The following is a 15,020-nucleotide window of genomic DNA, read 5'->3' on the forward strand; positions in this document are numbered from 1 at the left end:
AAGGCGCGACATGGGAACTGCCAACGCACAACAAACCGCACAAGACGCATCCGAACAAGGCACCAGTGCCCTGGATCGGTTGCTAAAACGCATCTTTCGAACAGAAGACTTTCCGACCATCTCAAAATACGTTGTCGAAATCAATCAAAAGCTGGCCGTTGATCCGGACCAGTCCAATGCCACAGATCTGTCCAATGTCATTTTAAAAGACCACGCCCTGACCAGCAAGCTGCTGAAAATGGTCAATTCCGCTTTTTATGGTTTGGCAGCCGGCAAGGTCAGCACCGTCACCCGGGCGGTGGTGGTCCTGGGCTATGAAAATGTCCGTCTGGCGATACTCAGCCTGGCATTGTTTGAACATTTTAAGGGCAAATCCAACGCCAAACCGCTCAAGGAAGCCGTGGTCGGCTCTTTCTGGTCGGGCATGATGGCGCGTGAGATTGCCGGCATGGAGGAAAATCTCGATCCGGAAGAGGTATTTGTCTGCTCCATGATGAGCCATCTGGGCAAACTGGTCATGATCTACTATCTGCCGGGCGAATACCGCAAAATTTGCAACGCCATGACCGATCAGGGGATCAGCGAGGCCAAGGCCGTGCGATCCGTGTGTGGCGTCACCTACGATGAACTGGGGATGGCTGTGGCCAAGCAGTGGAACTTTCCCCAGCAAGTCTACGAGTCCATGCAGACGCTGCCCAAGGATGAGCTGGCGGATAAAAAAGCATCGCCGGAGCGCCTCCGGTTAGTCACCAGTTTCGTCAAAGAGCTGTCCGCTGTTATCCACGGCGATACATCAAAACCCAGCGTAAAGGAACTGCACCGCATTCTGGGACGCTATCAGTTGCATCTTAACATTTCAAAAAAACAGCTCAAAACCCTGATCAACGATTCATTGGAAAAAGTCCAGGAGCATGCCCAGGCGCTTAGCATGAACATTGCTCAGAGCGCATTTTTGGATCAGCTCTCGGCCATCTACAACCCGCAGCACCGCAAGCAGGCCAAAAAACAAGCCCCCGCGCCCGAGGAAGCCAGTGGTAGCTTTCAACTTACCGATGAAACCCAGCTCAAAGCCGCCGCCCGGATTCCCGCCACCCGCAATCCCAGCGACATCATCATGGAAGGCATTCAAGAACTGTCCCAGATCATGATGAACGACTACAACGTTGAAACCATTGCCGTGATGAGCCTGGAAATTTTCTACCGCGCCCTTGATTTTAACCGGGCACTGATGTTCATCAATGATGGCAGCAGAAAAAAAATGACCGTCCGTTTCGGTTATGGCCACGAATGCCAACGGTTGATCGGCCGTTTGGGCTTTGATTTGGGCCCATCCAAGGATCTGTTCAATCTTTCCATTCAGGTCGGCAAAGATTTGATTGTCGCCGACTCCTACGATGAAAAGATGACGCATCTGATTCCCGCATGGTACCGTGAAAAAATCGATGCGCCGTCCTTTGTTTTCCTGCCCATCCATGTGCAGAAAGTCTGCATCGGCGCCTTGTATGCGGATCGGGACACCGAAGGGTTGCCCATCAGTGAAACCGAACATCGTTATCTGGGCATGCTGCGCAACCAGCTTGTGCTTTCCATAAAATATAAACAAAATTCGTGACCGATCGTTATTCCGGCATCAGCTCCCGGGAGCCCCACCATTCTTCTCCATAATTGACGAAAAGCTGCTGCCCGGCAGCCACCGCTTTGATGGTATGGAAGATAATCAAATCACGGTCAGTGTCATGCCAATATTCCGTGTTGTGGTCATCGGCGTGGTTGAACAGGCTCCCCCAGCCGAGGACCAGGGAGTAGATGTCCGAATCGCCGTTGTCCGCTTTGGTTTCCAGATTGAATACGTAATCATCCAGTGTGCCGGCACATTCATCGGCCCGAATGCGCAGGTACGGACACTCCTCCAGGGTCGTATCAGCCGGGATGGATTTTGTCGCAAAAACCCCGTGACCGAATTCACAAGGTGAGATAACAAGATTTGGATGTCTGTAAAGCGGGTCGATCTTTTTGGTATTCTTTTTTTTCATTTTCATCTTTTAACAGTTCTGGTCAGAAATTTTCGTATGCAGGTGGCGTATGCGCATGCTGAGGACACGGCATACATGCAGGGCGATCTGAGGAAACTCACGCACAATCTCCTGCAGTTCCTGCTTATGCAGCATCAGAAACCGGGACGTTTTTTTTACGCGAATGGTGGCCGAACGCCGCTCATCTCCAAACAGGGCCATCTCACCAAAATAGTCGCCGGAACCGATGCTGTCCAGCTCGATTTGTCGATCGGAACGGCAGCCTTTCACCACGGCCACTTCCCCTTCCACAATCAAAAACAAGGTATCCCCTTGATCGCCTTCCTCAAACACGGTTGCGCCGTGTTCAAAAAAAGCCTCCTCGGTGACCGCGGCCACAGCCGCCAGCTCGTTGACAGACAAGTCGGAAAAGATTTCGATTTTTTTCAGGTACAAAATCTTATCGGAGAGGGGGATTTTGTCTGCTTGCATGATGTCCTCCTGCATGGACGTAAAATGGGAGTGCTTAATGAGTAGATCATGGGCCTTCTGGGCGACATCCGGATTATCATGGTCAAAAAGATGCTCAATATACGGCAAAAAATGGGAAATTTCATCCCTTCGCTCAACCAGGGCAAGCGAGAGCACCAGGGTAACCCAGTTTCGACTGCCCAGCAGGGACACGATCAAGTATGTGGGCGTGTTTGGGTAAAAGGCGTCTGGAAAACGCTTTTTGCCTGCGGCGATCCGCTCATCGGGATCCATGTCTTCGAAAAGCGGCATCAACAGACGTTTCAATTTTTTATCCAGGATGTCATCCATGGCTTCCAGGCTGTTGGCGCGTTGACGCGTGTCCGATGAGAAAATTCCGCGCCTGATTTTCTGCATCCGTCCCGATCGATCCTGGACCGCCAACACACGCAGGGTGGTCTGCAACGCAAACCAGACGCGTTCGTCCAGATGTACAGCAAGCAGCTCTTGAACCGCGTTATCCGGTAGTTTTCGTACCCCTTGGGCCTGATCGATCAATTGATAGCACATCCGGGCCTGCAACTGAACAAAGCGGTAGACGTCAAGGTCCTTGATCGCCATGTCCGACAAGAGATCAAAAAGCGCCTCCCGGACTTTTCTGCTGGGAAGTGAAAGGGATTTGATCAGCCGCAGGCTGTTCTGAAAACCGGCGGTTTTGATTTTCGTGTAGGCCAGGCCGGCAATGTCTTCTTTTTCATCGCCAAGCAGCGGGATCACGTTTTTCAGGGAGGCTTCGTCTTCAACCTGGTAAACATCCAGGATGGCCCGGCGCATGCGTGGATCCGGATCCCACAAACGCATCACGATCAATGGATTGAGTCCTTTGACAGGAACCCGCCGCAAACTGCCAAGAATCTGCAGAAGCATCTCGTCATCGTTGGCATGGGACAGCAACAGCCCCTTGAGCAAATCCGAATAATAAGCGTCCTGACTTATCCCGGCAGCAATGATACCGGCTCTGAGCGTCTGACCATGGCCTGCGGCAATCCATTTCCGTACCAGCGGTGCATAGGTCTTTGGGTCGATCTGATGCAGTACCCCCACGGCCCTGGCCTTGACATCCAAAGGCAGGCGCGAGTGGTAAACCGCCTCATAAAACGGGGCAAGCACGTCTTTCGACATCCGTTGCCCCGCATCGATCATGGCTACGATCAGTTCAGGCGCACCGGTATCGATCAGCTTCCGGAACGTGTCCACGGCGGCCGGTCCAGCCTCATCCGAAAGCAGATCAACAAGTCCGATACGGATGTGGACCGGCTGATCCTGGGCTAACATGGCCAGCACATGATCGTCCAGTTCCGGTAGCCCAATGGGCTTGAGCAATTGGCCGATCCACAGACGATTCTCACCCGACTCCCGCCAAAAACGATCCACTAAGCGTTGCTGCACGTCTCTGTCTTTGAATACCTGCTGCAGTTCATTGGTATTCAAGGTATGTAGATCCATCCCATCATCGGCGATCAGATCCAGCAAAACACCCGCATATTGCCGTTTGAGGATAAACGGCGCAACCAGCCAGGCCAGCACAAAAGGCATGGCCACCAGGGAGAGATAGCGCGGATGAAACAGACTTTCGGAAAGCAGAATCAGCCCGGACCCCAAAAACAGACCGATGCGCACAACCGTTCCGCGCAAAAAAGGCCGGACCATGGCGCGGTAGGATTCAGGGAACAGTCCGGTGACCACGGCCGTTGCCGGAAGGTTGATGGTGGTACGGATGATATTGGAAGACATACGGGCATACACGGCCCCCACGGCATCAAAGCGAAATAGAAAAACGGCGAACACCATCAGATAGTTGAACGGGTGAAACATCAAGGCCACAGGCAATCCGAAGCGATCGTAAAGTTTGCCCACAAAAAGCAGAATCACCAGACTGATGGTGTTGAGCACGCCTCGGAAGTAGCCGAAAAATTCAATCAGCCCCGATTCAGTGGCGAACTGCTCGTTGACCGCAAAGTTAAACTGGTAGTTCATGATGGGGATCACCACATTGGGCATGAAGGTGAGCACCACCAGTATTTTCAACAGGACCGATGACCGCAGCAGCGGGAAAATCGTTTTGAATTCCTTGACCAGCGAGGACCGCTGTTTCTCCATCCCCTTTTCTTGTTGCTGGAACAAAAGCGTGGGATAGCGCTGGCCCATGGCATGCACCACCCAGGCACCGGCCAGGGCGGTGACCGCGTATACCATCAGCAGATTGTCGACATAAAGCCAGCGCGCCACCATGGGAGTGGCAAAGCTGCCAAGAATCTGCCCGATTACCCCACCGGCGGTGATCAGCGGGAAAAGCCGCTTGGACTGACGGGTGTTGAACAAGTCGTTGGCCAGATTCCAGAACAGCAATCCGAGTAGAACTTCGTACTGGGATTTGAGCATGAACAGCAACGGGTAAATCAGTTCAACACCGAAAGGCACTGCCACGCGTATGGCCGCCACGGAAAGGCCGCAAAACACAAACAAGCGGGAGAGCAGACGCGCACCCGGCAGTCGGGTCGTCAAGCCGGTGATGATGCCCATCACAAAAAACGTCAGCACCGCATTGATCATGGTTACGATGGGCATATATTCCACGCCGTAACGCTTTAAAAAGGCCGTTTCGGCGTAGTTGTTCAAAAAGATCCCCGCACTGCGCACCAAGAACAAAAGGATCACGGTCCACAGGAACAGCCCGAGTTCCTCTTCGTGGACATTTATCCAACGCCCGACTGTTTTTAGCAGTGCCAATGCGGCGGTTCCTTTGTTCGGAAAATAGTAAATCCGGATCAGTCAGTGGTTCACGGCTGGTATTTCCCCCCACCTGGCGAACACGGAAGGAAATCGCTTTGCTGTAGGCATGAAATAGCCATCAGTCGGGTGAATCGGTCCGGACCGGCCGGACCGGTGGGAGCATGACCACTCGAAATCCTGTATTTTGCATCCGGCTCATGGGATGTCCATAAGCCCGGTTGGCACTACGACAGGCATATCCAGGGCTGAACCAGCTGCCGCCGCGGCGCACCCGGTCCTGACCGGAATCATCCTTGCACGGATCAACCTCGGATGCCTTGGAATAGCGCTGGAAAAAATCCGCACACCATTCCCACACATTGCCGTGCATATCGTAGAGCCCCCAGGCATTGGGGGGATACTGCTTGACCGGTGCCCGGCAACCGGGTTCCCACCCCCGGTCCCGATTGACGCTGACGCAGGCGTCATATTTCATCGGGTTGTTGGCGTACATGGCCCGGCGGCAATCGATCTGATCGCCCCAAAAATAGGCTGTGACGCTGCCGGCCCGCGCAGCATACTCCCACTGCGCCTCGGTTGGCAACCCATAATGCGCCCCGGTCATCCGGCTCAGCTTGCGGATGAATTTCTGGCAGTCCTTCCAGGAAACCTTGATCACCGGCATATCGCCTGCGCCCCGTTTGCGGGCAAAAAAACGCCGCCCCATGACCGCCCGCCATTGCGCAACGGTCACCTCCGTGGTCTGCAAATAAAAGGGCTGGCTGATGGTCACGGGGTGTTGAATTTCCGATGTGCCCCGATCGATCTCCGTTTCGGGGCTGCCCATCATGAAATCTCCGGCCGGGATCAGAACAAAGGTCATGCCCAGCCGGTTGGTCACCATCGGGTCTTGGGCAGCCGCCGGCAATCGGGTGCCATGCCCCATCAAGACCGCTGCGACCAGCACCAGCACCACTATCGACCACGACTGGCAACACCATTGGGGTAGACGTTTGGAGGGGAATCGCTGTGTCATGAAAACATGCCTTTAGCCGGGCGCTTGTTCGAGGTTGATGGTGGCGCGCAAGGCCTTCAGTCCGTAAACGCCCGGCAGATCCTCGATCTCCAGAAAATCGGTTTCTCCGGTCAGGGTCCCCTGCCCGCTTAAAAAATCAATATTGCGCCTGATTTCTTGCTCCTCTTCAGGATGGGAAAAAACCACGGCAACCTTGCCCGGTTGGGTCAATCGCTCATGGCTGCCTTTGACGTGCGCTTTGTCAAGCCTGGATTTAATAATTTCATAGCGCACATCATAGGCGCCGTCCACATCAAACCGTTTTTCATCATAGCGAAAACGGATCGACGTCGGTGTATTTCTCCTTGATGATACTCTGAACCTGAAGTTCCAGATCGCTCAAGGCCTTGTTGACGGCCACGGCAAACAGCGGCCCCAGCTGGCTCATCTGAAGCGTATCCATGGCGCTGAAGGCATCGGTTTGCGGGTCATTAACGGCCAGGGTGCCGATCACCGCATCCTGATAGATCAGGGGGACGATCATCATCGAACGGGCCTCGGGTATATATTGTTTGTGCCCGCTTGGCTGCTTGCCAAAGCTCTCGGCCACATCCCGGACCAGGACGCTACGCCGATTCCTGACCGCCTGCGCCCAGGGCGTGTCAACAAATTCCGACATCGGAACATGTCGGCTGCTCTGGAAAATGCAGTGGTCGACCATTTTCGAGCCGGTATTGATGAGCAGCACCTGGTCATCCTGAAGGGCCGAAATACCAGCGATCAGGTTCTTTTTGCGAAACAGAGAGCGCAACAGTTGCTGGATGCGGGCAAACCCGTCCTTGGAGATCAACGCCAACCGGTCGATCAGCTCACGTTCCAGGGCCGACACGATGCTGGCCACGGTCACATCCACGGCGCTGTGAACGATAAAACCGTGCAATTCAAAATTATCCGGAGGAATCAGTTCCATCAACCGGTTAGCGTCATTTAAGTGCTGACGAATGCGCGAAAGCATCTCGGGCGTTGGGGGATCGGGCATTTTTTTGGCGTTGACATCCAGAAAGCGGAAATCAAACCGGATGTCGTAATACCGGTCCAGTCCGCTCTCCGGGTCCTGGATGCGCCTGACAATCGGGACCCTCAATTCCTCTTGAATCCCGTAGTACTTTTCGAGGATGGACAGATAGCTGACAATGCGCTTGCCCTCCTCCAGTTGCCCGGCGTCCATGGTCATCTCACCTTTGAGCCGTCCCTGTCCATCCAGAAAAAGCGCTTCAAAACGGGGGGTGGCAAAAAACGGCCGGTCCGAAAAAGGCATCATGGCACAGGCGATCTCGCGTTCCCGGTACAAGAGCGGAAAAACCAATTCCATCAGGGCATTCATCAATCGGGGATGACGGGCAAGGATGGCATGATCCGTAATCGGCGCCATAAATTCCGGCACGTCGCCAAGCATGGCGGTCAATTCAGCAGAAAGGCAACTGCAGATTGATTCGCCCGGGATGGGAATCTTTTCAGCATGCCGGATCAGCGGCGCAAAACTCATCATACTGGTGATGGGTGCATCCGGATTGTCGAAGCGGGCGGCGGCGGTCATGGCCAAATAAACTCCTCTCCATGGGGTTTGGAGACGTCGATCCATCGGTTTAAGACAACTTTGTCAGCCTGGTCCATGTAGGTAATGTCCAGGCGATGAAGCGGCTGCTCCCGGCTGTCCTCGCTGTCCGCAATGGCGCTCACCTTGGCGTAAATATCCGAGAAACAATGCGCTTCACGGCAGACCGTAAATAACAGTTTCACATTTGTCAACGGCTCCAGCCGCACGGGAAGCCGCACGCTCAGCGTGGTGGGGCCGAGCCGTCGCGTTTCACCGGCAATGCTCTCGGACACCACCCGCTTGCCCGCCAGCCGCCACAACAAAAAAGGCAGATGAATCTCTGCCGCCTGTGTCGGGTCGCGCGTGACCCTCAGGTTCACTGCATAGGGCCCACCGATGGCCGTCACCGCATAGCACACCACCGGCCGCCTGAGCCCTTTCATCATCACCATCAAGGGGGGATCCGCCGATGCCATGTCCCTCACCTGATCAAAGGTCGCCTCCCCCACCAACACCTGCCCGCCGATGGTATTGGACTCAATGCGCGAAGCGATGTTGACCACCGCGCCCACGATACCGTACTTGGTGCGCGCCTCCGACCCCAGATTGCCCACCACCACCGGCCCGGTGTTGATGCCGATGCCCATCTCCAGGGGCGGCAACCCGTCACGCAACAGGTCCTGGTTCAAATCGGCCAGGGTATTTTGCATGGCCAGGGCGCAGGCAACAGCCCGGGCCGGGTCGTCTGGCTTCTCATCGGGGATCCCAAAAACGGTCAGAATCGCATCCCCGATGAATTCGTCGATCACCCCGTCATAGCGTTGGATGACCCGGGTCATGGCCTCCAGATAGCGGTTTAAAATACGCACCATCTCTTCCGGGTCGCGGGAGTCGGACAGATCCGAAAAGCCCCGCAGATCGGACATGAGGACGGTAACGGTCTGCCGGCGGCCACCGATGCGCCGGCCCTCGGGCGACTGAAGAATTTCATCGACAATTTTGCGGCTCATGTACCGGCCAAAGGTTTCGCGGATGAATTTGACCAGTTGAAGGCGCTGGTTGGACACGTTTAAAATGGCCTCGAGCATGCGCGCCCGGGTGGAGACAATGTCGCGGATTTCAATGGCGGCATCGTCATCCAAGGGAACATCATCCAATTCCGGATGGGCCACATTCAGACGCCGGTTGGCCTCGGAGACGGCCTCCATGGGCCGGATAATTTTTTTTTCCAGAAACCGTCGCAGGCTCAGCATCATGAACAGCAAAATGATGATCACCAGACCAATGATTCGCAGCGCATACCAGACAAGGTCCATGCCGCTTGCATCCTGGGCGACCATCCGGTAGCCCACCGACCAGACCAGAAGAATCATCTCAATGGTCAGAATGCGCCAGAACACCCCGGCCAGAAGGACATTGCGAATGCCCCTGTTCCTGTTTTTTTTGCTTGATGGTGAGGATGAGGATGGCATGGCATCCACTCCCATGATCGTCGGGGTTATTCAAAGCGGAAACAGGCCACCCGATGGCCGGGTTCAAGCTGTCTCAAGGTCGGCGCTTGTCGGTCACACACCGCGTCCAGGGCCATCCGGCAGCGGGGGTAAAAGGCACAGTGGGAGGCGTCCGGAACAGGCCGCTCTTCTTCACGCAGGGTGCTCAAGGGCTTTGGGTCATGATTGCCGAATCGGGGATGGGCCTCCAACAGCGCCTTGGTATACGGGTGGCGGGGACCCAGAATCGTTTCTGTAGCCGTCCCCTCCTCCACCAGTCGTCCCCGATAAATCACCCCCACGCGGTCGCACAAATGTCTTGCCGCTGCCAGGCTATGGGTAATGAACAACATGGTCACGGAAAACGTTTTGCGCAAGCGGTGCAGCAGCTGAAAGATCTGAAACGAGATGGAGGCGTCGAGCATGGATGTAGGCTCGTCGGCAATCAAAAAGTCAGGCTCCAGGACCATGGCCCGGGCAATGGCCACCCGCTGGCGCTGGCCGCCGGAAAGCTGGTGGGGGTAGCGATTCAAAAAGGATTCCGGTGGCTGCAGGCCTGCGACCTGCAGGGTCTGGCAGACCTTGGTCAAACGCTCGCTGCTGTTGCCGAGGCCATGGATCACCAGGGGCTCGCACACGGTATCGAAAACAGAAAAATGCGCATTCAAACTCTGGTAAGGATCCTGGAAAATCAACTGCACGGCGCGGGTAAAGGCCTTGCGCTGAGTTCCGCCAAGGCCAATAATCGAGGCGCCGGAAAAGTCGATCCGGCCGCCATCGGGCTTTTCCAGGCCGACAATGAGCCGGCTGACCGTGGTCTTTCCGCTACCACTTTCGCCGACCAGGCCGTAGATTTCTCCCGGTTGCACACTCATGCTGAAACGATCCAGGGCGATTACCGGATCACCCGCCCGGCCAAACAACCCTTGCCTCGCATGGTAAACCTTGGTCACCTCGGTGAGCGTGAGAATCGGGGGCGTATCCAATGCGCTCATCCTTCCCTCTTTTTCGCAGCAAGGCTGCATCGTACCCGGTGGGTAGCGGTCAAGTCCACCCATTCGGTTTGGGCCTGGCGACAGATGGCCCCGGCATCCGGACAGACCTGAGGAGAAAATCGGCAGCCCTTGTCCGCTGACGGCCCGTTTTTTTCCATGGTGCCCATGCCAGCCGAAAAATCAACGGGATCATCGGACAAGGTGATCAGGCTACCCAAAAGCATCCGGGTATAGGGATGCCCCGGACAGTCCAGAACTTCCCGCCGGGAACCGATCTCCACCAACCGGCCGTCGTGCATCACGCCGATGTGGCTGCACACATCCGCCACCACGGCAATATCATGGGAGATAAAAATCATGCCGATGTTCATCTCCCGTTGGAAAGTGGCGATGGCCGCTAAAATCTGATTCTGCACGATCACATCCAAAGCCGTGGTGGGTTCGTCGGCAATGATCAACGAGGGATTGCAGGCCAGGGCCATGGCGATAATCACCCGTTGGCGCATTCCGCCGGAAAACTGGTGCGGATAATCGGTAAGACGCTTTTCCGGAATCCTTACCAGGTTGGCCAGAGAGCGCACACGGTGGCTCACGGCATGGGCGGAAAGCTCAGGCTCGTGGGTAATGATCGCCTCGGCAATCTGGTCGGCAATGGGATGCACCGGGTTCAGGGCGTTCATGGCGGCCTGAAAAATCATGGAAATCTGTCGCCAGCGGATCTGCCGCATGCGGGCATCGCTGACAGCCGTCAAGTCTTCACCATCCAGCCGGGCCTGTCCCCCAACAATCCTGGCATTGGACGCCAGAAGGCCCATCAGGGCCATCCCGATGGTGGTCTTGCCGCACCCGGACTCACCCACCAGTCCCAAGGCGTCCCCCCGTTCCAGGCGAAACGATACATCGTCCACCGCCCGGTGGGTGCCACCGGCAGTGCGATAAGCGATGGAAAGATGATCGACTTCCAGGAGGGCGGGGCTCATGGTTTGGTCTCCTCCTTGCGCAAGCGCGGGTCCAGCACATCCTCCATGGCCCGGCCGGTCATGTAAAAGGCCATGGTGATCAGGGAAATGCACAGCCCCGGAGGCAGCAGCCAATAGGGCGCCTGGAACATGTGGCCGGTCTTCCAGACCCATTGCAGCATCATCCCCCAACTGACCGTCCCCGGATCACCAAACCCCAGAAAAGCCAGGGCCGCCTCGATGATGATGGCCGAGGTCACCCGGAAGGTCATGTAAAGCAGGGCCAGGGGCATCACATTGGGCAGGATGTGTCTGAAAATGATCCGCCGATGCGACGCGCCGGACACGCGGGCCGCCTCGATAAACGGCCGATGCCGCAGGCTAAGGGTCTGGGCACGGATCATGCGGGCCACGCCGGGCCAGCGAAACAGGGCGATCACCAGCACGATGACCCAGATGTTGAGCTGGCCGAACAGGGCCGACAGGATCAACACCACCAGCAGGGTGGGCATGACCATGATCATGTCCGCCAGGCGCATCAATACCAGATCGAGGGTTTTTCCCGCATACCCGGCAACCATGCCGATGGTGGTGCCGAAAATGATGCTCATCAGGGCCGATGAGATGCCCACCATGAAGGCAATCCGGGCACCGGCCAGCAGCTGGCTGAAAATATCCCGGCCGATATAGTCCGTTCCCAGGAAGTGGCGCAGGCTTGGACCGGTGCTGTAGGAAATGTCCGGGTCCACCCCGCTCATGGGATGGTAAATGGGGTCGATCCATTGGGGAATGAAGCTGGCGGCCGCCATCATAGCGAAAAGGGTCAGCAGCACCAACCCGATCCGGCCTACCAGATTCCGGCGATAAACGGCCCAACCGTCTTTCACACGTTCCAGCCAGTGGGACCGGCGACTGGCCACGACAATATCGTGGATCGGTTCGATTGTCGGATCAGGATGGGCAGGCTCGGTCATATCAGTATCGGATCCTCGGGTCTAAATAGGCGTAAAGCACGTCCACCAGCAGATTGGCAAAAAGGACCACGATGGCAATCAACAGGAAGGCGGCCTGGGCCAGGGGATAGTCGCTGTGACTGATGGCAAACACGAGCTCCTGGCCGATCCCCGGCCAGGAAAAAACGGTCTCGGTCAGAGCACCGCCGTTAATGGAAAAGGCCAGGCTAAGCCCCACGCTGGTCACCACCGGCAAGGCTGCGTTGGGTGCCGCGTGGCGGTCGCGGATGGTTTTCTCGTCCAGCCCCTTGGCCCGGGCGGTAAGGATGTAATCCTCCCGCAAGGTATCGAGCATGCTGGAGCGCATCACCAACAGGTAGCTGCCGAAATGAATCAGGACCAGAGTCAACAGCGGCAGCGCCATGTGATGCAGCACATCCAGGGTCTTGGCCACCACCCCGGCCTGCGGGTCGATCCATACCTGGGGCGAAACCATGCCGGTGATGGGGAACCATCCCACCTGGTAGGCGAAAAACCAGATCATCAAAAGGGCCAGCCAGGGCAAAAACAGGGTATGGAAAAACAGGGCACCGATGGTCATGATCGTATCCGTGCGCCCCCCCCGCTGCCAGGCGGCAATCTTACCCAGAAAGATGCCTAAAAGGGCCGAAAGAATAATGGACGTGGTAAAAAGCAAAATCGTATTGGGCAGGCGCTGCATCAGGATGCGGGTCACCGGCTCGCCGTAGTGAAACGACACGCCCATGTGACCGGTAAACACGTTTTTCAGGTAGATACGGTACTGGGTCAACAGGGGCTCGTCCAATCCCATGCTTTGCCTGAGCGCCTGGGCATCCTCGGGAGTCATGGACGGATCAACCATACGCTCCACCGGATCACCCGGCGCCAGCCTGAACAACAGAAACAGGACCGTCATGATGATGAAAAAGATCACTGTGATCTCTGTCAGGCGTTTTATGAGAAAAGCTCTTAAACCCATAATTGATAATTGGAAATGGATAATGGATAATTAATGTATTCTATCATTTTTTATTCCTTCATTCTCCATTTTCAATTAATTTCCCATTTTCAATTAGTCACTGGTTTGACCGTGCAAAGCGACCAAATATTACCAATGCCTTCCAGCATCGGCACCCACCCTTCGAAGCGGTCCGCCCGCACGGCCTCCACCACCGAAGGTTTGTAAAGGGGAATGTAAGGCAGATCGCGGGCAATGAGCATCTGCATCTGAATGACCAGCTCCCGGCGTTTTTCAGGGTCCATTTCGGATCTTGAGCGGTCGGCCAGGCGATCGAATTCCGGATTATGGTAGCCGCTCATGTTCCATCCGCCGGACTTGGCGCTGGACGAATGAAACAAATTGCGAACGTAATCCGGGTCCAGGCGAAGCCGCCCATAACCGAGAATAAATGCATCGAAATCGTGATTGCGCTTGACCTGCTGCAGCATGGAGGCAAAGGCCATGGGCCGGGCGTAGGCAGGCATGCCCAGCTCACGCAGCCACTCCTGGATCATCAATCCGCTGGTGGCTCGATGGGGATCGTAGTCGGCCGGCGGTGTAAGGATGGTAAAACGTGCCATGGGCCGGCCGTCGGGCATGCGGATCCCGGTGGCTGCCTGAAGATTACCGGCTGCATCCACGGGGGGGACGTCCCAGGTGTATCCGGCATCACTCAAAAGGCCATAGGCGGTTCGAACGCGCGCATCATGAGACATGCCATCGCCGTAGCGGGGCAATGTCGTACAGCACCAGAACCGGTTTTCCGCCGGCACCACCGAAAACATTTTGGTTCCCTGTCCCTGGAGGATGCGGGAGACGATGAAATCCTTGTCGATCATATAGGCCACGGCTTGGCGCAGGACCAGATCGTCAAAGGGCGGTTTGCGAAGGTTGAACCCTATAAAGTAGAGCGCGCTCTTTTCATTGGTGAACAGGCGAATATCCTGACGGCTCTCCAGGTCATCCATGTATCCAGGTTGGATCGGCCACCAGAACATGTCGATACTGCCTTTTTTAAGGGCCAGGATGGCCACATCGGAGGTGCCGAATACGGAATAGATCAGGTCGTCGACAAAAGGCCCCAAACGCATTCCATTGATCACCTTCCCGTCGGCGAAAAAATGTGGATTTTTTTTTAAGTGCAAGAATGCGCCTTGGCGCCACTGGGCCAGCGTGAATGGCCCGGTGCCAATGGGATGTTGCAAGCGGTGGTTGAGCAGTGTGGCCAGGGGGTTTTCGGTGGTCTGGGCGTGCTTGGCAATCGCCGCCCACTCCCGCTCCTGAACAATGGGCGTGGCCAGTGTCGATGAAAGAAAGGCGGCCATGGGTTTTTTGAGGTGAAAAACCACCGTGTGAGGGGTTGGTGTGTCGACCCGCGCGATAAAACTCCACTTGGACGCGTACCGGGGAACCTTGAATGTTTGAATCAGCCATCCGGTAAACACCACATCCGCCGCAGTGAAAGGGGTACCGTCGGACCACTTTAGCGAACGCAGCGTCACGGTGTACGTCAACGCATTCGGATCGTAGACCGGCATGGACTGAGCAAGCCAGGGGACCAATCCCAGGGTCTCTGGGTCGTTCATGTAAAGGGGTTGGTAAATCAGGGAGAGCACCTTGCGGGAGTTGGCGTCACTGGCCAGCCATATGTTAGTCGTGCGCGGTTCCTCGGCCAGACCGATGTTCAGGGCGTCGGGCCGGCCACCCTCATGGCATGCGGTCAGTGTCATCACGG

12 protein-coding genes are annotated in these 15,020 nt (G+C 56.0%); 1 reads left to right on the forward strand and 11 read right to left on the reverse strand.

The features are described 5' to 3' along the window. Positions 1-10: 10 nt before the first annotated feature. On the forward strand, positions 11-1,612 hold the full coding sequence (locus Dvar_RS34315; protein WP_419657628.1) for an HDOD domain-containing protein: 1,602 nt from the start codon (positions 11-13) through the stop codon (positions 1,610-1,612). 7 nt (positions 1,613-1,619) lie between these two features. On the opposite strand, the gene Dvar_RS34320 is transcribed toward Dvar_RS34315, so the two are convergent. From Dvar_RS34320 to Dvar_RS34370, 11 genes are all read right to left on the reverse strand, one after another. After that, complete coding sequence (locus Dvar_RS34320; RefSeq protein WP_419657629.1) at positions 1,620-2,033, reverse strand: SET domain-containing protein-lysine N-methyltransferase; 414 nt, start codon at positions 2,031-2,033, stop codon at positions 1,620-1,622. A gap of 9 nt (positions 2,034-2,042) precedes the next feature. Then, positions 2,043-5,273, reverse strand: coding sequence for an Npt1/Npt2 family nucleotide transporter (locus Dvar_RS34325; RefSeq protein WP_419657630.1), 3,231 nt, complete (start codon positions 5,271-5,273; stop codon positions 2,043-2,045). Positions 5,274-5,394: 121 nt separating this feature from the next. Next, on the reverse strand, positions 5,395-6,291 hold the full coding sequence (locus tag Dvar_RS34330) for a formylglycine-generating enzyme family protein (RefSeq protein WP_419657631.1): 897 nt from the start codon (positions 6,289-6,291) through the stop codon (positions 5,395-5,397). A gap of 12 nt (positions 6,292-6,303) precedes the next feature. Then, the gene (locus Dvar_RS34335) at positions 6,304-6,582 is read right to left on the reverse strand and encodes a hypothetical protein (protein ID WP_419657632.1); all 279 of its coding nucleotides are present in this window, start codon (positions 6,580-6,582) and stop codon (positions 6,304-6,306) included. A gap of 16 nt (positions 6,583-6,598) precedes the next feature. Then, the gene (locus Dvar_RS34340; RefSeq protein WP_419657633.1) at positions 6,599-7,867 is read right to left on the reverse strand and encodes a GAF domain-containing protein; all 1,269 of its coding nucleotides are present in this window, start codon (positions 7,865-7,867) and stop codon (positions 6,599-6,601) included. Next, positions 7,864-9,339 carry an adenylate/guanylate cyclase domain-containing protein gene (locus Dvar_RS34345; RefSeq protein ID WP_419657634.1) on the reverse strand — a complete coding sequence of 492 codons (1,476 nt, stop codon included), beginning with the start codon at positions 9,337-9,339 and terminating at the stop codon, positions 7,864-7,866. Before Dvar_RS34345 ends, Dvar_RS34340 begins: the two co-directional genes overlap by 4 nt. 26 nt (positions 9,340-9,365) lie before the next feature. After that, a complete protein-coding gene (locus Dvar_RS34350; protein ID WP_419657635.1) occupies positions 9,366-10,352 on the reverse strand; it encodes an oligopeptide/dipeptide ABC transporter ATP-binding protein in 987 nt (328 codons plus the stop codon). Then, positions 10,349-11,332, reverse strand: coding sequence for an ABC transporter ATP-binding protein (locus Dvar_RS34355; RefSeq protein WP_419657636.1), 984 nt, complete (start codon positions 11,330-11,332; stop codon positions 10,349-10,351). Before Dvar_RS34355 ends, Dvar_RS34350 begins: the two co-directional genes overlap by 4 nt. After that, positions 11,329-12,285 (reverse strand): ABC transporter permease, encoded by a 957-nt coding sequence (locus Dvar_RS34360; protein WP_419657637.1) that lies wholly within the window; start codon positions 12,283-12,285, stop codon positions 11,329-11,331. Before Dvar_RS34360 ends, Dvar_RS34355 begins: the two co-directional genes overlap by 4 nt. 1 nt (position 12,286) lies before the next feature. After that, positions 12,287-13,264, reverse strand: coding sequence for an ABC transporter permease (locus tag Dvar_RS34365; protein ID WP_419657638.1), 978 nt, complete (start codon positions 13,262-13,264; stop codon positions 12,287-12,289). Positions 13,265-13,353: 89 nt separating this feature from the next. After that, on the reverse strand, positions 13,354-15,015 hold the full coding sequence (locus Dvar_RS34370) for an ABC transporter substrate-binding protein (RefSeq protein ID WP_419657639.1): 1,662 nt from the start codon (positions 15,013-15,015) through the stop codon (positions 13,354-13,356). Positions 15,016-15,020: the final 5 nt, after the last annotated feature.

Source organism: Desulfosarcina variabilis str. Montpellier, from assembly GCF_048565275.1.
Lineage (GTDB): Bacteria > Desulfobacterota > Desulfobacteria > Desulfobacterales > Desulfosarcinaceae > Desulfosarcina > Desulfosarcina variabilis.